21 protein-coding genes and 1 pseudogene are annotated in these 23,158 nt (G+C 41.3%); 6 read left to right on the plus strand and 16 right to left on the minus strand.

What is annotated here, in order from left to right; all coding sequences use genetic code 11:
• Window positions 1–141: 141 nt before the first annotated feature.
• Entirely contained in the window at window positions 142–1,500 is a 1,359-nt protein-coding gene (locus ACLJJ6_RS05120; RefSeq protein WP_412990356.1) for an RsmB/NOP family class I SAM-dependent RNA methyltransferase, read from the minus strand.
• A gap of 104 nt (window positions 1,501–1,604) precedes the next feature.
• Between ACLJJ6_RS05120 and ACLJJ6_RS05125 the strand changes: the two genes are divergently transcribed.
• Entirely contained in the window at window positions 1,605–2,417 is an 813-nt protein-coding gene (locus ACLJJ6_RS05125; RefSeq protein ID WP_412990357.1) for a Cof-type HAD-IIB family hydrolase, read from the plus strand.
• A gap of 60 nt (window positions 2,418–2,477) precedes the next feature.
• On the opposite strand, the pseudogene ACLJJ6_RS05130 reads toward ACLJJ6_RS05125, so the two are convergent.
• Window positions 2,478–2,675: pseudogene (locus tag ACLJJ6_RS05130) on the minus strand (2-hydroxymuconate tautomerase); the annotation flags it as partial.
• A 112-nt stretch (window positions 2,676–2,787) separates the two neighbouring features.
• Here ACLJJ6_RS05130 and ACLJJ6_RS05135 point away from each other — a divergent pair.
• Both ACLJJ6_RS05135 and yjeM read left to right on the plus strand, forming a co-directional pair.
• Complete coding sequence (locus ACLJJ6_RS05135) at window positions 2,788–4,221, plus strand: C69 family dipeptidase (RefSeq protein WP_412990358.1); 1,434 nt, start codon at window positions 2,788–2,790, stop codon at window positions 4,219–4,221.
• A 27-nt stretch (window positions 4,222–4,248) separates the two neighbouring features.
• Window positions 4,249–5,745 carry a glutamate/gamma-aminobutyrate family transporter YjeM gene (gene yjeM, locus ACLJJ6_RS05140; RefSeq protein ID WP_412990359.1) on the plus strand — a complete coding sequence of 499 codons (1,497 nt, stop codon included), beginning with the start codon at window positions 4,249–4,251 and terminating at the stop codon, window positions 5,743–5,745.
• A 287-nt stretch (window positions 5,746–6,032) separates the two neighbouring features.
• Here yjeM and ACLJJ6_RS05145 read toward each other — a convergent pair whose 3' ends face one another.
• The 7 genes from ACLJJ6_RS05145 to rpsP form a co-directional block, all read right to left on the minus strand.
• Complete coding sequence (locus ACLJJ6_RS05145; RefSeq protein WP_412990360.1) at window positions 6,033–6,296, minus strand: hypothetical protein; 264 nt, start codon at window positions 6,294–6,296, stop codon at window positions 6,033–6,035.
• A gap of 30 nt (window positions 6,297–6,326) precedes the next feature.
• Entirely contained in the window at window positions 6,327–7,031 is a 705-nt protein-coding gene (locus ACLJJ6_RS05150; RefSeq protein WP_412990361.1) for a matrixin family metalloprotease, read from the minus strand.
• Between the two features lie 212 nt (window positions 7,032–7,243).
• Window positions 7,244–7,591: a 50S ribosomal protein L19 gene (gene rplS / locus ACLJJ6_RS05155; protein ID WP_412990362.1), complete on the minus strand. Its 348-nt coding sequence runs from the start codon at window positions 7,589–7,591 to the stop codon at window positions 7,244–7,246.
• A gap of 124 nt (window positions 7,592–7,715) precedes the next feature.
• Window positions 7,716–8,477 (minus strand): tRNA (guanosine(37)-N1)-methyltransferase TrmD, encoded by a 762-nt coding sequence (gene trmD, locus ACLJJ6_RS05160; RefSeq protein WP_412990363.1) that lies wholly within the window; start codon window positions 8,475–8,477, stop codon window positions 7,716–7,718.
• Window positions 8,474–8,995 (minus strand): ribosome maturation factor RimM, encoded by a 522-nt coding sequence (rimM, locus tag ACLJJ6_RS05165; protein ID WP_412990364.1) that lies wholly within the window; start codon window positions 8,993–8,995, stop codon window positions 8,474–8,476. The genes trmD and rimM overlap by 4 nt, the downstream gene beginning before the upstream one ends.
• 53 nt (window positions 8,996–9,048) lie before the next feature.
• Window positions 9,049–9,306, minus strand: a complete 258-nt coding sequence (locus tag ACLJJ6_RS05170) for a KH domain-containing protein (protein WP_412990365.1) — start codon at window positions 9,304–9,306, stop codon at window positions 9,049–9,051.
• 15 nt (window positions 9,307–9,321) lie between these two features.
• Complete coding sequence (gene rpsP, locus ACLJJ6_RS05175; RefSeq protein WP_412990366.1) at window positions 9,322–9,594, minus strand: 30S ribosomal protein S16; 273 nt, start codon at window positions 9,592–9,594, stop codon at window positions 9,322–9,324.
• A 472-nt stretch (window positions 9,595–10,066) separates the two neighbouring features.
• Between rpsP and ACLJJ6_RS05180 the strand changes: the two genes are divergently transcribed.
• Complete coding sequence (locus ACLJJ6_RS05180) at window positions 10,067–10,738, plus strand: EAL domain-containing protein (protein ID WP_412990367.1); 672 nt, start codon at window positions 10,067–10,069, stop codon at window positions 10,736–10,738.
• A 13-nt stretch (window positions 10,739–10,751) separates the two neighbouring features.
• Here ACLJJ6_RS05180 and ACLJJ6_RS05185 read toward each other — a convergent pair whose 3' ends face one another.
• Window positions 10,752–12,161 (minus strand): MFS transporter, encoded by a 1,410-nt coding sequence (locus ACLJJ6_RS05185; protein ID WP_412990432.1) that lies wholly within the window; start codon window positions 12,159–12,161, stop codon window positions 10,752–10,754.
• A gap of 126 nt (window positions 12,162–12,287) precedes the next feature.
• On the opposite strand from ACLJJ6_RS05185, the gene ACLJJ6_RS05190 reads away from it, so the two are divergent.
• Window positions 12,288–13,163, plus strand: a complete 876-nt coding sequence (locus tag ACLJJ6_RS05190) for a LysR family transcriptional regulator (RefSeq protein ID WP_412990368.1) — start codon at window positions 12,288–12,290, stop codon at window positions 13,161–13,163.
• Between the two features lie 184 nt (window positions 13,164–13,347).
• Here the strand turns inward: ACLJJ6_RS05190 and ACLJJ6_RS05195 are convergent, their stop codons facing one another.
• The 5 genes from ACLJJ6_RS05195 to ACLJJ6_RS05215 form a co-directional block, all read right to left on the minus strand.
• Window positions 13,348–13,986: a TetR/AcrR family transcriptional regulator gene (locus tag ACLJJ6_RS05195; RefSeq protein WP_412990369.1), complete on the minus strand. Its 639-nt coding sequence runs from the start codon at window positions 13,984–13,986 to the stop codon at window positions 13,348–13,350.
• A gap of 75 nt (window positions 13,987–14,061) precedes the next feature.
• Window positions 14,062–15,276, minus strand: coding sequence for an ABC transporter permease (locus tag ACLJJ6_RS05200; protein ID WP_412990370.1), 1,215 nt, complete (start codon window positions 15,274–15,276; stop codon window positions 14,062–14,064).
• Window positions 15,273–15,998 carry an ABC transporter ATP-binding protein gene (locus ACLJJ6_RS05205; protein ID WP_412990371.1) on the minus strand — a complete coding sequence of 242 codons (726 nt, stop codon included), beginning with the start codon at window positions 15,996–15,998 and terminating at the stop codon, window positions 15,273–15,275. The genes ACLJJ6_RS05200 and ACLJJ6_RS05205 overlap by 4 nt, the downstream gene beginning before the upstream one ends.
• A 233-nt stretch (window positions 15,999–16,231) precedes the next feature.
• Window positions 16,232–18,850 (minus strand): cation-translocating P-type ATPase, encoded by a 2,619-nt coding sequence (locus tag ACLJJ6_RS05210; protein ID WP_412990372.1) that lies wholly within the window; start codon window positions 18,848–18,850, stop codon window positions 16,232–16,234.
• A 267-nt stretch (window positions 18,851–19,117) separates the two neighbouring features.
• Window positions 19,118–20,695 (minus strand): alpha-rhamnosidase, encoded by a 1,578-nt coding sequence (locus ACLJJ6_RS05215; RefSeq protein ID WP_412990373.1) that lies wholly within the window; start codon window positions 20,693–20,695, stop codon window positions 19,118–19,120.
• A 160-nt stretch (window positions 20,696–20,855) separates the two neighbouring features.
• On the opposite strand from ACLJJ6_RS05215, the gene ACLJJ6_RS05220 reads away from it, so the two are divergent.
• Window positions 20,856–21,824, plus strand: coding sequence for an AraC family transcriptional regulator (locus tag ACLJJ6_RS05220; protein WP_412990374.1), 969 nt, complete (start codon window positions 20,856–20,858; stop codon window positions 21,822–21,824).
• A gap of 378 nt (window positions 21,825–22,202) precedes the next feature.
• Here the strand turns inward: ACLJJ6_RS05220 and ACLJJ6_RS05225 are convergent, their stop codons facing one another.
• A complete protein-coding gene (locus tag ACLJJ6_RS05225) occupies window positions 22,203–23,141 on the minus strand; it encodes a sugar phosphate isomerase/epimerase family protein (RefSeq protein WP_412990375.1) in 939 nt (312 codons plus the stop codon).
• Window positions 23,142–23,158: the final 17 nt, after the last annotated feature.

Here is a 23,158-nt window from a genome sequence, read left to right on the forward strand (position 1 = left end):
CTTTTTATTTTCTATAACCATTTGTGAGTGATAAACATGGCATAACTACCTAATTTTGCGGAAGTTGCTGTTGTTTGGGCAATCTGACGAACGGAGCCGACTTTAATTAGATTTCCCCAGCAGATACTGGACGCCCTCTTTTTATTTATTTCTAACCGCAAACCGTAATTTCTTTGGATAGAAGTTTTTAACAGTCCCATTCACAACTTTTCCAAAGCCAACCGTGAGACCTCGGCAGACCAAAACATGCCACCCATTTGATACCTCTGATACTGTAAACGTATCCCCGTGAACGTAGTTTTCCCACTGTGCCTGCGTGAGTTGCACAGGCGCCACGAAAGCCTCTGGTTGGTTAGCCAGCGCGAGCGGTAATCCGGGTTCAAAGCGATTTTTCTTATACCTTCCTAAATTGACTCCCGGACGGACAACCTGCAGATTCGCCAACTGCGGCAAATTAGCTGGCATTGCATAAAGATAATCACCAAAAACAAGCAGCCGGGATTCCGGAATGGGTGTTTTTAAAATCTGACCTTCAACCTTATGCCAATCTTGTTTTTGTTGGCGATTCAGGTTAGTTTTTTGCGGCTTCGGTGCCTTTACCTGCATCTGCCCATCCGCCTTTTGTAATTGTGCAATAAAGTGTCCCTCGCCACGTACTTGGTGAGGAAAGAGACGCAATGCTGCCTTTAATTGCGGATTGCCATCTGCCCATTCTGGTCGTCCATCTTGCATACCCGGAAACTTTTTAATCGGCACCATTTGCATATCTGGATAGTTTTGAAGAAGCCATGCCATGTTTTGTTCATCTTCTTCAGGCGCAAAAGTACAAGTTGAGTAAATTAAACGCCCCCCGGGACGCAACATTTTCAAAGCACTTTGTAAAATTTTCTTTTGGCGATTAGCACAAGACGCAGGATAGTCCGGTGTCCAGTATTGGACAGCTTCATGGTCTTTACGAAACATCCCCTCCCCGGAACATGGCGCATCCACCACAATTACATTAAAGAATTCTGGAAAGTATTTTTCCAAGCTATCCGGAGACTCGTTAGTGACAACCGTATTCTGGAGTCCGAATCGTTCCACATTTTCAGCCAAAATCTCCGCCCGTTTACGATTGATTTCATTAGAAACGAGAAGCCCACCTTGTGCCATAAAACTAGCTAGGTGGGTTGTTTTACCCCCAGGAGCCGCACACAGGTCTAAGACGCGGTCTTGTGGTTGGGGATGTGCCACTTCACCAACATACATCGCACTGGGCTCTTGGCTGTAAATGAGCCCGCTTTGATGATCCAAAGTTTTGCCATCAACTGCTCCATAATACCCAAACGAACAATACTGAACGGGCTCCTTAAGAGTATGTGCAGTGGGTGTTTGTCCCCCTTTTAAAGGATTTACTCGAAAGCCCCTAGTTGGTTGCTCCTCAAAAGCAGCCAAAAAAGCGGGGGCCTCCTCTCCTAATAGTTCTGTATATTTTTGAATAAATGCCGTTGGTAATTGCATATTTTCACTCATTTCTATATTTGATAGCATCCCAACTCAAAATGTGTTAATTTAAATTAAGATACTTTTACCTTTTTATTATAAAGCTTATTGGAGGGAATGGCATGTCACAAAAACTAATCACAATTGATCTCGACGGCACAACACTCAATAGCCAAAACCAGGTTTCCCCAAAAACGGTTGCGGTTATCCAAGCTGCTACGAAAGCAGGACATCTCGTGAGTATCGTGACAGGGCGTCCCTATCGGATTTCCGCAGCCATCTATGATCAATTACAGTTAAAAACACCCATGGTCAATTTTAATGGTGCCCTTACCCATATCCCCCATCAACATTGGCAAGGTGAATATAAACGAACCATATCCAAGGCAATTGTCTTAGATATGCTTGATAATCAGCAAAATTTGCCACTAAAGATGGTCGCCGCCGAGGGTAAACATACCTATTTAGCTAATCACCTACCACCAGCGAGTTTAAACTTTTTTCCCACGACCTTAGCACAGGATCAGCTGCTTTCTAGAACCTCTCTAATCCGCAATCCGACTTCAATGGTCCTTTTTGTTGATGCCCACCAAGAACAGGTGGTCCGCAACACTGTTTTGCATCGTTACGGACAACAAGTTGATGTTGGCGTCTGGGGCGGACCAACTAGCGTCTTAGAAGTCGTTTCTAAGGGCATTCAAAAAGCCAAAGCGGTCGCCTATTTAGCCAAAGAATATCATATTGACCGCCAAAATATCATTGCGTTTGGCGATGAACACAATGACGCCGAAATGTTGGCATACGCTGGTCGTGGGGTAGCCATGCGTAACGCCACCCCGATAATTAAAGGGATTGCCAATGATATTACCGAGTTTGATAATAATCATGACGGCCTGGCCCGTTATTTAGAAGCTTACTTAAAATTAGCCAATTAATAAAAGAACCAAACTTTCCAACCCAAACGGTCACCGTGGATTGCTAAGTTTGGTTCTTTTTTAAGCCTGTTTTTCGTCGCTTCTTAAGACACCGCCATCACTATAGCGATCAGGTCGCATCTCATTTAAAACGATATGAATGTGTTCAGCAGGAGCACCCGTATTTTTGGCAACTGCGGCTGTCACATCTTGAACCAACGCCCGTAATTGGTCTGTAGAACGACCCTCAATTAAATCAATATGAACTAATGGCATAACTGTTTTCCTCCTTGCTAGTACTTTTCATTATCGCAAGAAATTTACCAAATTACAAACTCAAGTTATGCTAAAATGAAAACTGCATATATATTCATTTAGGGAGGAAATTTAAATGATAACTCATCAAACAACTGGCTATTCCGCATGTACCAGTTTTTTAGCTGGCCGCTTAGCAACAGTTGATGGCTCAACCATAATTGGACGAAACGAGGATGCTCGTGCAGCGTGGCCAAAGCATTTTGTGGTCCATCCCCATCAAGAATTTTCTGAACCACAAATTTTTAAATCCAACGATAACGGTTTTACTTTAAACTTGCCGTCTGTAGCTGCCAAATATACGGCAACTCCCGAGTGGACTGACAAGTTTGGATTGTTTGAAGAAGATGGCATTAATGAATATGGTGTGGCCATGAGCGCCACTGAGAGTGCCTATACAAACTCCCAAGCATTAGGTGCAGATCCACTCGTCACAAATGGAATCAGTGAAGAAGCCATGGTCACCGTCACGCTCCCCTACATCAAAACGGCCCGTGCCGGCGTTTTGTATCTGGGAAATATCATCGAAAAATATGGCACTGCAGAGACAAATGGGATTCTTTTTTCGGATAACCAAGAAGTTTGGTACATGGAAACGGCTGCGGGTCACCAATGGGTTGCACAACGAATTCCAGATGACAGCTATGCCGTGGTCGCCAATCAATTGGCCATCCAAGAAATTGATTTTGAAGATCAGGATAATTTTCTGTTTGTCCCAGGGCTAAAGGAATTTGTAACTCAAAATCATCTTAATCCACACCGCAACGGGTTTAATTTTCGTGAGATTTTTGGGACTCACGATCTTTCTGACGCCTACTATAATACTCCGCGTGTTTGGTACGGCCAAAAATTGCTGAATCCAGGCGTGGTACAAGCCCCTCAAAGTCAAAACTTGCCCTTTATCCGTAAGGCAGAAAAACTGATTCAAGTTAGCGATGTCGCACAAATTTTAAGCTCACATTATGAAGGAACCCCTTTTGATCCCATCGGTATAGGCGATCAGCGTCAAAAAACACAGTATCGGCCAATTAGTTTAGCCAAAACCCAAGAATCGCACATCCTGCAAATGAGACCAAATCTGCCCGCCGCGATCGCTGGAATTCAGTGGTTGGCTATGGGGGTAGCAGCGCAAAGCTTATATATTCCCTTTTATGCGGGGATTAAAGACACGCCGACAAGCTACAAAAATGGTTCGGAGACCTATCAACCAGATTCCGCTTACTGGATCTACAAACAGGCTGGTGTCTTAGTCGATAGCCATTACTTGGAATTTGGCTCGTTGCTGGCTGATGTGCAAGAAAAAACGACACAACAGCTACTTTCGAATTTGCATATTAGTGACAAAATGGCCTTAACTTTGGAGGGGAAGGCCTTAGAAAATTATTTAACTAGTCAAAGTAATCAGAATGCAGCGTTGGGGCTGCAAGCCATGCAACAATTAAGTGCCCAATTGATTACCAAAATGACCGATATGTCGCCGCTGAATTTCAAACAGGACATGAACTTATAAAATTAAATCTTTGAGGAAGTAAATAAAATGGAAAACACAAAAAAGATCTCAGTTACGGGGTTAATACTGATGATCTTCACTTCAATCTTCGGCTTTGCCAACACCACGGTCGCGTTCGACCAAATGGGTTACGCAAGCATTCTTTGGTATGTCGTTGCAGCATTCTTATTCTTCTTGCCCAGCGGCTTAATGTTTGCAGAATACGGGGCTACTTTTAAAGATGCCAAGGGCGGTATTTATTCCTGGCTGGAGCAATCTATCGGGGAAAAATTAGCTTTCATCGGCACTTTTATCTGGCTGTCTTCTTGGATCATCTGGATGGTATCCACCTCATCCAAAGTATGGATTCCCTTTTCGACAATTTTTGCAGGTCATGACGCGACCCAGACTTGGCATTTTCTAGGTTTCAATGCTACGCAAACAGTTGGTTTGTTAGGCGTACTTTGGATTTTAGTTGTGACCTACTGTGCGACTCGCGGGATAACCTCTATTGCCAAAGTTTCTTCTCTTGGTGGAATTTTTGTCAGCCTTTTAAACGTCGTTTTATTTGTGGTGAGCTTGGCAATTTTATTGCTCAATCATGGCCGCTTAGCGGAACCGTTTAGTGCCGCAAGCATCATCCATTCCCCTAATCCGGCGTTTGTCTCACCAGTGGCGATGATCTCCTTTATCGTCTACGCTGTCTTTGCTTATGGCGGTATGGAGTCAATGGGTGGCGTTACTGATAGCCTTAGGAAACCGGAAAAAACGTTTCCGCGCGGGATTATTATTTCGACGATCATGATTGGTATCATGTACGCCCTTTCAATTTTTTTGTGGGGCATCTCAACCAATTGGCACCAAACCCTTTCTGGACATAATGTTGATCTGGGCAATATTACCTACGTCATGATGAATAATTTAGGTGTGGTATTTGCGCAGGCATTAGGGTGGTCGCCGCATATGGCACTACTCATGGGAGCATGGTTTGCCCGTTTTGCTGGTTTAGGCATGTTTATGGCCTATCTTGGTTCGTTTTTCGTTCTGATTTATTCACCATTAAAATCCTTTATTCTCGGTTCACCCAAAAAATTATGGCCGGCCAAGATGACTACTTTGAACAAAGCTGGTGTGCCGGCATTTGCCATGTGGTGTCAAGCCGTAATCGTTGGTCTATTTATTTTATTCATTTCATTTGGCGGATCAGACGCGCAAAGTTTCTACACAATTTTAACGGATATGGCCAATATTTCCACTACTTTCCCCTATTTGTTCTTGATTGGTGCTTTTCCATTCTTTAAACGTCGGCAAGATTTAAACCGCCCATTTGTCATCTACAAGACCAACTTTAGTGTTTATACGACCACCACTTTAGTGCTCGTCGTCTTAACCTTTGGCATTGTCTTTACCATTATTGAACCACTCTTGGAGCACGATCTGACCACGGCTTTTTGGACCGTGATCGGACCACTCTTCTTTGGAGGAATTGCGTGGTTATTTTATGACATTCGCGCAAAAAAATATCCTCATTTAAATAAAAATTAGCAAACTAAAAAAAAGAAGCGCGTGCAGAATTGTGTTTTAACTTGCGCATAGCGACAGAAGCCGGACGATTCATGCTTTGAATTGCCTGGCTTCTGTCGTTAAATAGAGAGGACAGCCTTTTCCTCGATTTTGGCTATTGAAGGTCGCAAGCTATGTTTGCTCTCCACTTCATCTTTCGCGTAACAGGAAAAAGAAAATTCCGATAAGAAACTGGAAAACTCACCAGTTCTTACCGGAATTCATCTTAATTTTTTTGTGTCGCATGTCATTCATTGGGGGATTTCTGGTTACGCATTAAATTCATTTAAGAGCATAAATGCAATTCCACCGATAATAACCGCTAAAATAAGGATTCCCGCAAATAAGAAATTAAACAGGAAACCAAGTCCCCCACAAATCAGCAAAATAAAAAATAGAAACGGATGACGAAAACAAAACTTAATAAATCCAACGATGAGTTTAAAAAATAACAGGACAAAAACAACTAAACCAATGCCCACCGCGATTTTAGTATTGGTGGCCGTAGCTGCCAGTAACATTAAATTTGTCACTTTATGAGTCTCTTCCTTTCAAGCAAATAATTATTGATATATTTTTTTCAAACCTGCCAAATCAGCGCGTGACAGATTAGTCACTCCTTGATCCACTGGATACATGACTGAGGAGCGCTCTGCACTGTGGTCCAACCCCATTGCGTGCCCTAATTCATGCATTGCCACCGACAAACTAACCGCTTGGGCATAGTGGATATTTAGTTTTGCTCTAGCATGATTAGCCGTGTACGCGTCCCAACCGGTTTGCTGAATAATTTCTGGCCCGCCAACCCCTAATTCAATCACATTAGCTTGCGTTTTGGTTGCGCTGTTATAAGTTGAAAAAACGATTTGGTTTTGTTTTTGGCTCCCAGAACCGGCGATTAATTTCACAATTCCTGTTTTATTATATGCCTTGACAGCTTGTTCAAAAACCTGTTTTACACGATCAGGTGTGCCACTAGCAAAACGGTAGTAGTAAGTCCGCTTTAAGGTTCTGCCCTGCACATTACTTTCTAATGGCGTGGCTTTAACTTGTCCCGAAGAACTGCTGTCCTGGGAGGATTCCTTAGTTTTAGTGTCGGTCTCATATTTATCAGCAAGCCGTGGTGTTTTAAAATTTTGGATAATTTGCGTGAGGTGTTGATCAACTGTTGAAACAGCCTGTTTCATCATTGGTTGGAAATCTGAACTGCTAACGAAAAAGATTCCTCCAATGAGAATCAAAAGGCCCACTAGTCTTCGAAATCTCAATTTAACTTCCCCTCTTTATAAGTCCGACTGAAACAAGCAGTAAACTTGTAGGATTCAGTATACGCTATCTTGCAAACTTTGGACATTTTTTGAATAAGTAAACAGATAACCTTAATCTTTTTTTATGATTTGGCCCTCTGTAATAGAACGAAAAAAATAAGCAAAGCCAGTTTTGGCCTTGCTTAGCTAACCTGATGAGAGGTTGTATGATCTTAACGACGATCTTCTTTGATACGAGCAGCTTTACCATGTAAAGCACGTAAGTAATAAAGTTTAGAACGACGAACACGTCCGTGACGAACGACTTCGATCTTAGCAACACGTGGTGAATGTAATGGGAAAGTCCGTTCCACACCCACACCGTTACTGATCTTACGAACTGTATAAGTTGCGCTGATTCCAACACCGTGGCGTTTAATAACCACACCTTCGAATAACTGGATACGTTCACGTGTGCCTTCAACAACACGAGCATGAACACGTACTGTATCTCCAGCACGGAATTCAGGGATATCATCACGTAATTGTGATTCGGTAATTTTGTTAATTAATGGATTCATTTGAAAATCCTTCCTTTCATCAACATTCATATCCTTTAAATCGTGAACAGCGGAATATTGTTTTCTTTAGTCTTAACAGACCAATAAAAAGTTTATCATAAAAGCTACAGCCTGTAAAGCATCCCTAGGCATCAGTTACCCGTTTTTCAGCCAACTCCGCTTTAATATCGGCCAGTAATTCCCAATCCGATTTTTCCAGTTTAATTTTCTTTAATAAATCAGGGCGTTTTAAATAAGTCCGCTTTAAAGCTTCTTTACGCCGCCACTGGGCAATCAATTGATGATTGCCATTCAAAAGCACCTCTGGCACCTTCATCCCCCGAAAATCAGCCGGACGGGAATATTGTGGGTATTCCAGCAAGCCAGTCGAAAAAGAATCTCCTGGTGCAGAAGCCTCATTTCCTAACACCCCTGGTAATAATCTCACGGTGGCATCAATCATAACCATGGCTGCTAATTCTCCGCCGGTCAAAACATAATCACCGAGTGACACTTCGTCAGTTGCCAGCGTTTTAATTCGTTCGTCGTAGCCCTCGTAATGGCCACAAATAAACGTCAAATGTGCCTCATGGGCAAAAGATTCTGCCATTTTCTGATCAAACGGTTTGCCACCGGGATCCAGGATGATAACTCTCCCTTTAGGCAGATCCTGATTGGCGTGTTCAACGGCCGCCAGCGCATCAAAAATGGGTTGAGCTTGCAACAGCATCCCGGCTCCCCCGCCATAAGGATAATCATCGACATTACGGTGTTTATTCGTGGCGTAATCCCGAAAATTTGTAACCTGAATATCAAGTAATTTATCATCAATCGCCTTGCCAACAATTGATTGATGAAGGGGTCCGCTAAACATGTCCGGAAAAAGACTTAAGATATCGATTTTCATGAATCTAAGCCCTCCATTAATTCGACTTCAATCCGCTGGTTTTGAACATCAACACGTTTCACAACTTGATGAATATACGGAATTAAGAGGTCTTTAGCGCCACGACGTTTCACGACCCAAACATCATTTGCACCAGGAGATAAAATTTCCGTAACTTTCCCCAGTAAATGATCCTGCTCATCATAGACCGGCAGTCCAATAATGTCACTATAATAAAATTCATCAGCACCCAATTCAGTGCGGTCAGCAGCCGGAATTTCTAGCGTATACTGCTTATACTTTTCAACATCATTAATAGAATCTAACCCCACAAATTGAAGAAAATAAAATTGTTTTTGTTGACGTACCTGCTTAATTTCTAAGGTTTGAACCGGGGTAGCAGGATCTTTTGGCGAAAATAAAAATAATTGATTACCGACTTTAAAACGATCCTCTGGAAAGTCCGTAATGGGCATCACTTTGACTTCCCCACGAATCCCATGGGTATTAACGATTGTCCCAACTTTGTAATATTGCATAATTTTTACCTCGTAATCTAAATAAAAACTCTTAAACAAAAATAAGCTTTCGTTTAAGAGTTTTTTGATTTGCCATCCTCAATTACTAATCGGATTCGTTTTTCGCCATGAAAGCGAAAACTATACACCACATTCCGGATTGCCTGAGCAACACGGCCATGACGCCCAATTATTCGGCCCACATCTTCAGCAGCAACGCTTAAATGAAATTCAAAAAAGCGTTCCGATTCAGATTGGACAATTGAGACTCGCTCTGGATGCGAAACGAGTGGTTTAACAATTGTTAAGATTAAAGTTTCTACATCTTTCATAATCAATCAATCCGATTATTTAGCAAGTTTTGATTCGTGATATTTTTTCATAATTCCAGCTTTAGAAAGAATATTCTTTACGGTATCAGATGGTTGGGCACCATTGCCTAACCAATTCAAAATATCTTCTTCATTTAATTTAACTTCGGCTGGGTTTGCTAATGGGTTGTAAGTTCCAACTTGAGCAATAAAACGACCATCACGTGGTGAACGAGAATCAGCAACTACCACTCGGTAAAAAGGACGTTTCTTAGAACCCATTCGTTTCAAACGAATTTTTACAGACATGTCAACACCTCCTGTTTTATTTCACGATAAATAATATACCAGTTATTCCATCAGATGTAAAGGTTTTTTTCTTTACAGGTAAAAAAGGCATTTTCATGCGCCTTAAAAAGGAATTGCCCGCCGCACCTTTGGCCATTTCAAGCGGCAAAAATACGGGAAAATTTTTCTATTTAACCGTGACTCTCTTTTTCAGTGAATCGGCAGCATCGCCACTGTGATCACAGCAGGAATTTTACTTTTTGCCGAATGAGGCTCTTCCAATTCTATTTTATAGGTTTGATTCTCATAGAATACATTCGATATTGTACCGAAAACAATTGCAAGTGGCCAAAAATAATTGTATCATAAAACCATAAGTTAAAATTGCCAACTCAAGGTTTATAAAAACATTGAGAACGACCCGTGCTTGAGAAAGTCAAGTAACGGGTTTTTCTTTTAATCACCTAATTATTCGCAAATGGAGGGGACTCATTTGTATCAATATTATATTCAACAAATAGTCAATAAATATAATGCTTCTGTGATCGGTTATGAATTACTTTTACGCAAACAATTGAACGCACAGTTGGTACCGATCACTGATTTTTCGGAAGTACCTGCCAAAATTGTTGCCGGAAAAATTGTTGCAGTTGCTCAGCTTTTATCTACGAAAGTGCCATTTTTATCAGTAAATTTGAACCGTGCTCAGTTAAGTGATCCCGCCATCAGCGAAGAACTGTGCAAAATTCAAAAGTTATTGCGCCCTGTACAGATCCAGGTTGAATTAACTGAGGATCAGCCGCAACAGCCAATTTCAGACGCCATGCTCAAGCAGCAATTTCACGTGTTTTTGACCGCCGGCATGACCATTTCAATTGATGATGTTGACTGCATCTGTAATACCGAGCAACAGGTTCGCGCGCTGCTTCCTTTCATTAGCGAGATTAAGTTTGCCCTCCAAAATCTTGGTAAATCCGTTTATCTTCCTGAAGTCCAACAAAGAATTCTCTTTTGGCGTAACTTTGCGCGCCAATATAAATTACGTTTCATTCTTGAAGGCATTGAAAACGAGGCAATTGATCATTTTATTGACACCTTTCATATCGACAATCGCCAGGGCTATTTCTATGAAAAACCCCATCCAATCAGTGAAATCAGCTCCTGATTCTTCCCAGTGTTCACTTTGAAAATGTGTGTTTGCGAGACGCTAATAACCAGCCCAATAATCCCATCGACAGCAAGAGCAAACTAAATGAGACCCCATAACTTAAATGCATTCCCTCGACAAACCAACGCGCATGATGGGTTGGATAACTGGTCATGTGACGACCAGCTTTTTGACTGATTCCCAAGTACAACACGGAGGTTGCAAGTGACAAACCGATTGCCATGCCCAGATTTCTTGCCAAGGCAGCCAGTGAACCGGCAATGCCTTGATATTGTGCCTCGGCATTGCTCATGATCATAGGATTGTTTTGAAAGGTGCCGTTTGCAAAACCGAAAGTCATCAGTGCTACTAACAACCAGCTAATGCCCCATGCTGGCTGAATAAGGCAGAAAATGAGTTCTGGGAGTATAAACAAAAATAACGCATAAAAGGAAATCCGCTCAGAACCAATCCGATCACCTAATGTTCCGCCTAAAGGTGCCGAAACAACATTAAGGAGTGGCGTGGCCATTAGAATCAGCCCACTTATTGCGGCCGAAAAATGTAACGTCTCCTGTAAGTAAAACGGTAAAATCATGTTATTAAAATAGCCCACTGCAAAAATAAGAATCGTGGTCAAAACGCCAATGGAGAAGCCGCGATTTTTAAAAATTTTCAAGTTTATCAATGGCTTTTCCGTATGATATTCCCGCCAAACGAATAAAACACCACAAAATAACGCTAATAAAAACAAACCAAGAATGCGGATTTGATTAAAGCCAATGGCCTGTCCCCAATAGACGCCGACAAAGAAGCTCACAATCATTGCGGCATAAACAACAAAGCCTTTAAAATCCATTTTCACAGCCGCTGTCTGGCGGATTTCTTTTGGAAAAACACGATGACCAAATAAATAAATCACAATCCCTAGTGGCACGTTGATGAAAAAGATGGCATGCCACGATAGAGTCGCTAACAATAAACCACCCAATCCCGGCCCCATAATATTTCCAATTTGGCCAAAGGCACTATTCACACCCAAAGCCAACCCACGTTTATTCAATGGGAACAGCTGCGTAATAATGGCAAAATTGGTAGCCAATGCCATCGCTGCCCCTAGTGCCTGTAAAATCCTCGCTATTAGCATGATTCCCAGAGTAGTACTCAAGCCACAGCCTAATGACCCCACTGTAAAAATTAAGGTTCCTAATTGAAAGATTTTAATTTTCCCAATTTGATCGGCCAAACTTCCAAAAAAGACCAACAGCACACAAATTAAAACTAAATATACGGAAACCACCCACTCTGCTTCATTCATCGGCACACGTAAATCATGAGAAAGTTGGGGGACCGCAATTGTAACAATACTTGCATCAATTGTAGACATAAAATTTACGAGCGAAGTTGCTAACAATAATAACCACTGATCACGCTTTTTCATCATCGATTCTCCCTCTATAAAGCTGCCATGTTTTCAACAGCTTTTCAAAGGTAGTCTAGTAAGCCAATCTCCTTATTGTCAAATTGCGTATGGGTGATAAAATTAATTTATCGGGGAGATGATGAGATGAATATTCGTAGTTTACAATATTTTCATTACTTAATTGATGGGCATTCCTTTCGCCAAACTGCCCGCCATTTTAACGTGACGCAGCCTACAATCACCGCAGCGGTGAAACGCCTGGAACAGGAATTTGGGGTCCAGCTTCTAATTCGCGACGCTAATCCAGCAAAATGGCAGCCTTCAAAAGCAGGCCTGATTTTAAATCAATTTGCCAAACGAATTTTAATTGAGGCGACCAATGCCCACCAGGCAATTGCCAAACTCCCACAAAAGAAACTTTTGCTCGGCTGCCCGCAAATTGTGGGTAATTATTATTTACCTAAATTAGTCGCGCAATTAACTACGGACCATCAAATGCGGCACGTTGAAATAATTGAACGGGATACGGCTACTCTAGTTGAAAAAATTCAGACAAATCAAGTGGACCTTGCCTTTTTAAGTTTTCTCCCCAGCAAATTGCCTCAAGGGATTCACTTGATTCAGGTTACGGCTTCTCCCTTTCGTGTCGTTTTAAACCCTGCTCATCCCCTGGCCCATGCCAAAGCATTAGCGTATGCGGATCTTGCTAGCACGCCAGCCGTACTTTTTGATAGTGGCCAGGCCCATAGTCAGGCCTTTGCTTGGTTTACACACCAACAACCAGCAAATGTGCTTTATAAAGGATCCGATTTGAATTTAATTTTGCAAATGGTTCACAATCATCGTGCGTTTGCTTTTCTCACTGCACTGGCTATCCCCGACCAGACCGATTTGATTCCTGTGCCCCTAAAAGATCCAAAAGCACCGGTCCTATCCATTTATCTGGCACTGAAACCAGAAAAACGCTCGGACCCACAGATTCAAGAACTGCTAACGGTCATTAAAAGATTAACCGATTAGTTTTCAAATCCACGTCACGCATAAAAAGTTCTGTGCAAATAAGCATTTGAGCGCCATCTTTCTGAGTTGAAAACTCCCCTTAAAGTTAAAAGATGACAACTTGAATATCATCTTTCAACCTTAGGGGGAGCTTTGATTTAAAAGCATTATATTTATTTTTGAATTGGACTATTGACCTAATAGCTTACGGTCTGACCGCGTGAATGACGAGCTGTTCAATTTTTTTTAGATCTTCGGTTTCATTGGTAGGTACTTCAGGCATCAAATTTCGTTGTAAAAAATAGCTCAATAACTGTCCAATAATTGTCCTGGCAAAATCTACTAGTGTGAGCCCCGGTCGGATAAGATGAAGCTTAACAATCCGATTAAGACTACTTTGATCAAAAACCGGTCGTGAAGCCTTCAAAAGTCCTAAAAATCGGCTTTGAATTTCCTTATTAACCATAACCTCGGTCAATAAGATCTGGATTGCATCGGCATTCTCCTTCAGAAATTTATAACGATCCTGGACGACAAAATGGACGAGTTCTTCAAGTCCATTGTACTCATTTAACTTATTGAAAAAGTCATTGCGAATCACGGGAAAAAGATTGCCAATCATTGGCATCATAATTGCCAACAGCAAATCTTGTTTCGTTTTAAAATATTTAAAAATAGTCCCCTGACTCACACCCGCATGCTTAGCAATTTCTGCAGTAGCTGTGCCATCATACCCTTGCCGGGCAAACAAATCTAACGCAGATTGTAAAACAGCTCGCTGTCCATTAGGCATTTTTTGTTTATTCAGCCAATCCTTATAATTGGTAAAAATACTCGTTTCCATGTCTCAACCTCTTTTTCGTAAAATTGACTTTCTTCATTATTCACTCAGAGCACTGCAATTTGCAAAATAGGCTTGTTAAACCTTCCGATATCTCCGCAAGCCCACAATATTTAAGATCGTTAAAATGACTAAGAAGATCAACAAGACCAAAATATCAAGGCCTAAACTCGTTAAACCTTCGCCACGCATCATGATTGACGTCGAGGCATCTCCTGAATGTTTAATTGGAATAATGTAAGACAGATCTTTAACCCAATCTGCCATCGAATCTAATGGAATAATTCCAGAGAAGAACACCTGGGGAATCACAATCACCGGAATAAACTGCACCATTTGGAATTCTGAACGTGCAAACGTTGAAATCAAAATACCAAAGGCTAACGCCACAAGGGCAAGAATCAAATTGATGATCACGAGGTTAAGGATGTTGCCCCGAATCTCAATCCCAAGCATCCAGATGGTAGCCATGACAATAATAAAGGTTTGGACAATTGCAAGAATGCCGTAACTAAGCATATACCCGAAAACAATTTCCGATCGTTTCACCGGTGTGGCTAACAAACGATCTAAAGTCCCGCTGGTTCGTTCTTTTAATAAAGCCATTCCTGAAATTAAAAAAACAAAGAAAAAGACGAAAAATCCCATCAAAATTGGCAATATCTTATCAAAGAAACCAGTAGCTGCATCCCCATAAACGTAGTGGTTCGTGATTTTAGGACTGGAGACTTTTCTAATTGAATTCGTGGATAACTTTGCTTGTCGCTGACTAGTCGTTGTGGTTGCTTTTTTACCCGTGGTTTTCGCAACTTGCGCTTGTAATTTATCTAGCGCGGTAGTCGTGGCTACCAACTGCTTTTGCATTTTCTGCAAAGCCGTCGTCGAGGTCACGAGATTATCCGTTAAGGTCGTCATATTTTGTTTAGCAAGCACATTTTTAAAGGCCATTTTCACGACTGAAGTTTTACTAGAATCCGTATTTGCATAAGTAATGCTATAATTGCTGCCCTTTTTTTGAATGATAGAATCAATCTTCTGATCTTTTAAAGCCTTTTTAGCCGCTTTCTTGCTCATATATTTTTTGACACGCACATGTTTTGTATTTTCTAGCTGATGGCGAACCGTTTGCGACACCGCAACCGTCCCAATATCTACGTTAGTCGTGGCACTTGCTGAAAAAATAACACTCAACATGAAAATGATAATAATTGGGGCGACAAACATTAACGCTAGTGTCCGTTTATCTCGAATCAGTTCTTTGATGACTCGATTTGCAATTGTGAGTGTTCTCATGACTCAACCCCCTCAGCTTTCAAAAAGACATCTTCAATCGTTTTAACCTGATATTGCTGTTTAAGCGCATTCGGCGTATCAAATGCCATGACTTTGCCATCCAGCAAAAGGGCCACCCGATTGGTCAATTCAGCTTCATCCATCACGTGCGTCGTAATCAAAATAGCACGTTCATCATCGCGAATCTTTCTTAGTTCTTGCCAAATTTGGCGCCGCAAAGCCGGATCAATTCCCACGGTGGGTTCATCCAAAATAAGTAATTCAGGCTCCCCTAAAAGCGCAATTGCCAACGAAAGCCTGCGCATCATTCCGCCTGAATAACCACTGACCCGCTTTTTCAAGTCTTGGGTAAGATCCACCACTTCAGCTACATGAGCAATCTCCGCAGCCAAATTTTTTTTGCTAATACCTTTCATTTTGCCAAAAAAACTTAAGTTCTCACGCCCTGATAAAGCTTCGTATAACGCATCAGTTTGCGCCATGTAACCAATCCGAGATAATAGTTCACGATTAGGCATTGTTTCACCAAAAACAGTTGCACTGCCACCATCGGTAATTTCCATCCCTAATGACGTTTTAATTATGGTCGACTTACCAGCTCCAGAAGGTCCAATCAAGCCCACGATCTCCCCGCGGAAAACGTCTAAGTTCACATCCTTTAGCACTGTTTGATCGCCAAATTTTTTGACCAAATGTGATAAAGAAATAATTTTATCCGCCATCGTACTTCCTCCTTGCATTTTGTTTAAGTGAGTATTTAATCACTCATCAACTTTTTTTAATCATAATCTCTCCCTTTTACTTTGTCAATCTAAAATGCGTTTTTACAGCGCCAGCCACTAACGAAAGTGGCGTGTTTTTATGACACAGACAGCAGTCGGAACACAAAAAAACGACTTTCCAAGATTAGTCCTACAAAGTCGTTTGCGTATCAAAATGTCATTGCATCAATGTTTCAAGTTTCTTTGGCCCACGCACGGAGTTCATTGCGGTGCTGCACCCGTTTATACCCTTCCACCACCAGCATCGGCAGAATCGCCCCGATGAGCACGATTAACCATGCTGTAAGTGGCAGCATCACAACGCCAAATATCCGAGCTAGATTAGGCACGACTCCAATGATTAGTAACGCCGTAATCGTCCCGACAATACTGCGCGTAAGAACACGATTATTAAAAGCCGTTTGGATGCTTAATGGCTGCCTTGTTTTAATGGGGAAAATATCGAGAATGGAGCCAATCGCCAAGACGAAGAATAACATAGACATCCCGACTGCCGCATTATTAGCGCCAATTCCAAACCGACCAATTGCATAAACACCTAGAATCAAAGTCACATAAGTCGCTGTGCGCACCGCCACTCGTTTGCCTAATCCTAAATGCCAAATACTAGAGGCACGCTTAATTGGGGCAATTTTCATAATGCCTGGTTCGGCAGCCTCTTGACTGAGGAAGAACCCCGGAATTCCATCCGCTAAGACGTTAATGATCAACATTTGTTCTGCCGTTAACGGCGCACCCCAGCCAATTAAAATTGCAAACAGCAATGTAAAAATCTGCGCAAAATTAACAGAAACCAAAAATTCAACGGCTTTCAAAATATTTTGATAAACTGTTCGCCCCTGCCGGACTGCTTCGATGATGGTGGCAAAATTATCATCTACTAAGATCATATCAGAGGCATTTTTGGAAACGTCAGTCCCAGTGATTCCCATCGCAATTCCTACATCCGCGGCTTTTAATGCCGGTGCGTCATTCACGCCGTCGCCCGTCATGGCCACCACTTCACCAAGTTGTTGCCAAAGTTTTACAATCCGCAGCTTGTCACTTGGTGTGGTTCGCGCAAACACCCGAACATCAGTTATTTTCTTCAAGAGTTCGTCATCGCTCATCTGGTTTAGCTCTTGACCAGTTAACACTAATTCATCGGCTTGTAGAATACCAATTTCTGTGGCAATGGTGCGGGCCGTTTCCAAATGGTCGCCCGTAATCATAACCGTTTTAATTCCAGCTTGCTGCGCTTCTGAAATTGCCGCCGGAACTTCTGCACGCGGTGGATCTTGAATCCCCACCAATCCTAAACATTCCAATTCTGTTAGCTTTTCAGGCCAGTTTTCACCGGGATCAGAAGTAAACCACTGGAAGCCGGCCGCCAAAATTCTTAGGCCCTTAGTCGCAAACTCATCATGGTGTTGTTGCATTTGAGTACGATCGACTTGGTCCCCAAATTGCAGCCGGTCGAAAGCGCCTTTTACAACGGCTAAGTACTTACCGTCGTATTTGTGGAGCGTAGCCATCATCTTTTTCTCTGAATTAAATGGATCCTCCGCGACCTGCGGATATTTTTTAAGGACTTGTTGCGGATCAACTTCTTGGGCTAACACAAAACGTAAAATTGCTAATTCCGTGGGACTCCCAGTATCCTTTTCCTGTTCATCGGAAGCCAACTTTGCGGTTGTCGCCAACGCCCACAAATCAAATTTCTCTGGAAGATCATTTAACTGTTCTTGCTTGTGGCCAAGCGCCTTAACTTCAGTATTTTTAGACCAAAACTGTGTGACGGTCATTTTATTTTGCGTCAGGGTTCCTGTCTTATCAGAGGCAATAATCGTCACATTTCCAATCGTTTCCACTGCCGTAATCCGGCGCACAATTGCGTTGCGTTTTGCCATTAACCGAACGCCATGTGCCAAGCTCAACGTCACAATAACCGGCAGGGATTCTGGAACAGCTGCGATTGCTAAACTAACTCCGATCATCACACTATCAGCCAGGGCATCGTTGTACATCAGTGTGGAAGCCAAAATAGCAACCAAACCACCTAAGATCGCGATGACGGACAAACGGATGCCTAATGCATTCAACCGTTTTGCCAGCGGTGTTTTTTCTGCCTGTGTCGCATTCAACATTCCCGCAATTTTTCCCATTTCAGTTGTCATCCCAGTCTTAGTGACAAGAACTTTGGCTCGTCCTTGGACGACTGCTGTCCCGGAGTAAACTTGACTTGTCTCGTCAACTGCATCCACCGCTTGTTGCTTTTCAACTGGTTCACTTTCCCCCGTTAAAATTGCCTCTTCAACTAATAAATCAGTTGTCTCTAACACTATCCCATCGGCAGGAACACTATCACCAGCCGCAATAAAAATCACATCACCCGGGACAAGCTCCACAGTATCGATGGTTTGCGTCGTTCCTGCGCGTAAAGCTTTGGTTGTGGGTGTGGTCATGGATTGCAGACTGGCAATTGCCTGTTCTGCTTTTCCCTCCTGGAACAGACTGATTGCCACATTAATGACCAAAATCGCTGCAATGACGATGGTTTTCGTCCAGTTACCATCCCCGGTAAACGTTAAATAAACAGATAAGAATACCGCAAACAAAAGAACTAGCGAAGTAACGTCGCTCATATGTTTCCACACACGTTTTATAAAGTTCGGTTTTGTTTGCTCGACTAACTCATTTTTTCCATATTCTTGAAACTGCCTTTCGACTTGCTTTGTCGTAAGACCCGAATCTAAATTCGATTGCAATTTATCTAAAAGTTGCTGTACGGAAAGTTTCTGCTGTTCTGGCACAGGCCCACCATCCTTCCACTTTATAAAAAACTTATCACGTCCATAAATTAATTATATGATTAATGGCTCATTCAACGCAACTAAACCAACATAAAAAACGGGGAAAAGGCGCCTTCGCTGTTTAACAACAGAAGTTAAAACATCTTTTCCCCAATCGCTTAGTGGACACGCGAACATCGTCTTCATATTCTAGATGTATCATTTAATTAATTTTCTTAATAAGATTAACTTAAAAAGAAAATTTCTCTTTGAAAATTCGAGTTCTCATTACAAACAGTATTTTGTGATTAAAAAGGCAGGTGTACAGCTCCAGGCGTGGCAATAACTATCTAAAAGGGCATTCCCATACGGTGAATAATTCAAATCATTTGGATCAAATGCCTCCCAAAACGTATCTGCCCCAAGAGTGACCATCTTCCCCCAATAGGTCTTCAGTAACCCAGTTGCGGTATCCAAATGATCTGCTTTAAACAAAGCCGCTACGATAAAATGATACATGTAAGGAGTGACGATGCCACGAATCGGAAATAGTGACTTTACAGCTTGCACCATTAACGCTTTTGAAGCTGGGCGAGCCAACACGCCGGCTAAAACCATCCAAACTTGACTGGCCAGATTAACCTCTTTTTGCGCTCCAGAAGTAAAAAGACCTAATTTTGAATCAAATAGCTGCTGAGTTGAAAAATGTACTAGTAGGTGGAGTTGCTTTTGATAACTCAAAATATCCTGCTCCCCTACAGCTTCAGCTAATTGAATAAACTGGCGCAATCCATATATTAAAATAGCCTGCGCGCAGGTTGTTTTATCAAATTCATCCGACCAATCAACAAAAACGGGCCACTTAGACGGTAATTTTAAACACCCTTCTTGGTCAACATACTGTAAACCCAAATCAATTTGCTGTTTAGCAATTCTATACAAATCGTGGAGCATGACTTTGTCTTTGGTATGCTGATAATAATCAAACAAAGTTGAGACAAAGAAAATACTATAATCAAACAAAAAAGTATCGTCTGGTATCGGATCGCCGTTGGTAAAAACGGTGGCAGGCACTCGACCATCCTGGCTTGTCAGACCGCCAAATAAATACAAACAGCGTTTCACAATTGTGACTTGATCGAACGTTGCATAATCTGAGAGTGCTGCCAAATGCAAGTCTCCAAGCCATAACCGACGATCCCTTTTGGGGCCATCTTCAAACACCTCTTGCATACACTCATGAAGTGTTCGCACACTTATTTGGTAAATTTTATTAAGCTGTGCATCTTTTATCTGGGTGGCAGGTAAATGAGCCATCTCTGCTGAACTCTGCGCTACAAACGTCGGATCACTAAATTGAACACGCCACTTTCGAGAAGTATCGATCACCTTAATCTCTACATAACGACAGCTGTATCTTCGCGGCAACTCTAAACGCGCAGGCAATTTATCGAGATGGATGAATTCCTCTTGCATCCAGGATTTACTCAGCCAACCATTGTAGGCTTCAGCCGATCGTGTCAATTCATCCAGTACTTCTGCAAAACGAATTCTTAAAAAGAGCGGAGCGTCCATCGGCGACCCAACGGACTGTATACTCACAGCAAAATGCCCAACATAGTGATTGCCAAAATCTAAGGTGATTTGATCATCCTTTCCAAAAGAGCTTTCCCCAAGTTCTTTTACCGTCTGGGTGACCTGAATGGCCTTATAGCTTGTTTCTGTAGTGTCCTCCCTGTTAATCATGACTTTGGTTGGTTTGACCAGCGTTTTATGTAGCTTTGGCCGATTGGCTTCGGCTTTCTCCAATAAATCTGACTCATGATTAAACTGTACATCTGGATTAATTTGAAATGTAAATGCCATACCTTCACCCTACAATCTGAATTTATTAAGTTCCTGTCCTGCAATTAGATAACCGGTTTTCTAACAATTATAAGTTTAGATGCTTTTGAGAACGTTTGCAATTGTCGTCTTACATATGTTATTATGCCAAACTACAGGTATTTTTAGTGAGGTGATAAAAATGAGGTCCAAAACACTTGACACTCTTTTGCTCCCAAAAGATCGTGTCGAACTTTTGCAGCTTGAAACAGGGAAAAATGTTCAGGATGTGCAACTAGATTTTGCAAAAAAAACGCCACCTAAGATGCCTCGTGAACATTTTTTTAAAGATAATAATATTTTTATTAATAAGCATCATCGTTTTTCATCAATGCCTGCCCACACCCATGATTTTATTGAACTAAATTATATGTATAGTGGTCATTGTACCCAATACATCAATGGTGAAAAGGTAGAGATGCCCACTGGTGCCATCATTTTAATGGATAAAGATATCGTTCAACAGATTGATTATGTTGGGCAAAATGATATTTTAGTCAACATTTTGATCAAAGATGATTCGTTACTTGCAAGTGTGCTCAATAATCTAGCCCAATCTGCCAGCCTGGTTACCCAATTTTTATTTAATGCATCGAAGGTTGATGCCATTCACAACAATTTCATCCTCTTTGACGCTTCTCACAATGAAATTGCTTTACATCTAATTCAAAGTCTGATTATCAAAGGGCTGCAGCTTCATAACCAGCATTCAAAGGAAATGAATCTGATCCTTTCCGTGCTTTTAAATGAGCTGACGCATTCCATTGAAGAAGAAACGCACAGTTTTAAGGATACGGAACTAGGGATTCTCCCAATCTTGAAATTCATCGATACGCACTATCAAAACACCTCATTGGCAGAAGTTGCCCAGCAGTTTGGTTATAACCGTAATTATCTCGGCAATAAACTTAAGGCAGAAACTGGGAAAACCTTTCATATGCTTGTAAATACCAAACGCCTCACCCTGGCACAAAACTTACTTGATGAAACTGACTATTCCATTGCACAGATTGCTTTTTTGGTTGGTTTTAGCAATTCTGTTTCTCTCCTTAAGCTTTTTACCAAACAACTAAAAATAACGCCGACAGCTTATAGAAACCGCAAGCGTTAAGGTACACTTCTCCCACAATTTACCGATGAATCATCTTTTAAACTTCACTATTTTTCATCATTTCATTTATCGGTCAATAGTAAAAAGTCTTGTGTAATAGCACGACTTTTTTTGAATCAAGTTCTCTGCAGAATGTGCTTGATCACTCTAAACCTGTGTGATCAACTACAAAATTATGACCTCACGCAACCAGACGAAAATTTACTGTTGTGTGAGGTCATCTTTTTGTAAATTCAAATCTTTCCAAACCTAAAGCGCGTATTTATCGTACTAATCATGAATCACGTACCATCTTTTTTTAGTAACAATGATTTCAAAAAAGCAGGAAGAAAAGCTAAAATTATTTTCTCTCCTGCTTTATTTTAGATTTATGGTATCTCATTTAAATTCATGAATAATTGGGTTCAAATGATTATATGCAAACTCTAGACCCTTTTTGACATCAGTATTATTATCAGCAAAGCGCTTATCCTCATGTTCAATACTGAAATCACCTTTATAGTTAATTTCTTTCATGACGTTATAGAATTGACTCCAATTAATATCCCCTAACCCAGGAATCACCGGCGTCCAGAAACCAAGGTCTTCTTCATGTACTCGATTTAATTTTTTACCGAAAATACCATAGTAATGAAATTTGTGCTCATCCACAATAACATCTTTGGCATCAATATGGAAAATACGGTCTTTATAATCCCTAAGACATTGTAAATAATCGATGTGTAGCCAGTGTAAATGCGATGGATCAAGATTCAATCCAAAAGATGAACTTGGAATACGTTTGAACATCTCATCCCATAATTCTGGTGAATACGAAATTGTTCCTGGCAAGCCGTCTTCCTGCCAGCCCGGCATTGGACAGTTTTCTATCATTAATTTTACGTGATTTTGTTCAGCAAAACTAACAAAATCAGTAAAAATTGCTTCAAATTCATCAAAATTTTCTGAAATCGTTTTGGTTTGATCTTTACCGATAAAACAGCCTACCAGTGGTGTTCCTAACCGTCCGGCAGCTACAATAACTGCTTTCAAATGATCCGCATATTTCTTTCGGACGTCTGGGTCAGGATGGAGCATATTATCATAGTAAGCTAACGATGCAAATTCAAGATTATATTTCTTTTGATAACCTTTAATTTTCTCTACATTCTCGTCAGTCAAATTCTCCACATCAATATCACTGCCCGAATAGTCACGACTATTTTCTTTAGGCCAACAGGAGACGTCTAATGTTGTAAACCCCACCTTATGCGCGTAAGCCATCTTTTCTTCCAATGTCATATTTTGTAAACAACCACTCAAAAAACCAAATTTCATTGTAATCACAATCCTTT

Source organism: Pediococcus siamensis, from assembly GCF_047220215.1.
Taxonomy (GTDB): Bacteria; Bacillota; Bacilli; order Lactobacillales; family Lactobacillaceae; genus Pediococcus; species Pediococcus siamensis.

What these genes read in the sequence shown, in the direction of transcription:
- ACLJJ6_RS05120 (WP_412990356.1), bottom strand. Translation starts at nt 1,500, where the DNA reads ATGCAATTACCAACGGCATTTATTCAAAAATATACAGAACTATTAGGA.
- ACLJJ6_RS05125 (WP_412990357.1), top strand. Translation starts at nt 1,605, where the DNA reads ATGTCACAAAAACTAATCACAATTGATCTCGACGGCACAACACTCAAT.
- ACLJJ6_RS05135 (WP_412990358.1), top strand. Translation starts at nt 2,788, where the DNA reads ATGATAACTCATCAAACAACTGGCTATTCCGCATGTACCAGTTTTTTA.
- yjeM (WP_412990359.1), top strand. Translation starts at nt 4,249, where the DNA reads ATGGAAAACACAAAAAAGATCTCAGTTACGGGGTTAATACTGATGATC.
- rplS (WP_412990362.1), bottom strand. Translation starts at nt 7,591, where the DNA reads ATGAATCCATTAATTAACAAAATTACCGAATCACAATTACGTGATGAT.
- trmD (WP_412990363.1), bottom strand. Translation starts at nt 8,477, where the DNA reads ATGAAAATCGATATCTTAAGTCTTTTTCCGGACATGTTTAGCGGACCC.
- rimM (WP_412990364.1), bottom strand. Translation starts at nt 8,995, where the DNA reads ATGCAATATTACAAAGTTGGGACAATCGTTAATACCCATGGGATTCGT.
- ACLJJ6_RS05170 (WP_412990365.1), bottom strand. Translation starts at nt 9,306, where the DNA reads ATGAAAGATGTAGAAACTTTAATCTTAACAATTGTTAAACCACTCGTT.
- rpsP (WP_412990366.1), bottom strand. Translation starts at nt 9,594, where the DNA reads ATGTCTGTAAAAATTCGTTTGAAACGAATGGGTTCTAAGAAACGTCCT.
- ACLJJ6_RS05185 (WP_412990432.1), bottom strand. Translation starts at nt 12,161, where the DNA reads ATGAAAAAGCGTGATCAGTGGTTATTATTGTTAGCAACTTCGCTCGTA.
- ACLJJ6_RS05190 (WP_412990368.1), top strand. Translation starts at nt 12,288, where the DNA reads ATGAATATTCGTAGTTTACAATATTTTCATTACTTAATTGATGGGCAT.
- ACLJJ6_RS05195 (WP_412990369.1), bottom strand. Translation starts at nt 13,986, where the DNA reads ATGGAAACGAGTATTTTTACCAATTATAAGGATTGGCTGAATAAACAA.
- ACLJJ6_RS05200 (WP_412990370.1), bottom strand. Translation starts at nt 15,276, where the DNA reads ATGAGAACACTCACAATTGCAAATCGAGTCATCAAAGAACTGATTCGA.
- ACLJJ6_RS05205 (WP_412990371.1), bottom strand. Translation starts at nt 15,998, where the DNA reads ATGGCGGATAAAATTATTTCTTTATCACATTTGGTCAAAAAATTTGGC.
- ACLJJ6_RS05215 (WP_412990373.1), bottom strand. Translation starts at nt 20,695, where the DNA reads ATGGCATTTACATTTCAAATTAATCCAGATGTACAGTTTAATCATGAG.
- ACLJJ6_RS05220 (WP_412990374.1), top strand. Translation starts at nt 20,856, where the DNA reads ATGAGGTCCAAAACACTTGACACTCTTTTGCTCCCAAAAGATCGTGTC.
- ACLJJ6_RS05225 (WP_412990375.1), bottom strand. Translation starts at nt 23,141, where the DNA reads ATGAAATTTGGTTTTTTGAGTGGTTGTTTACAAAATATGACATTGGAA.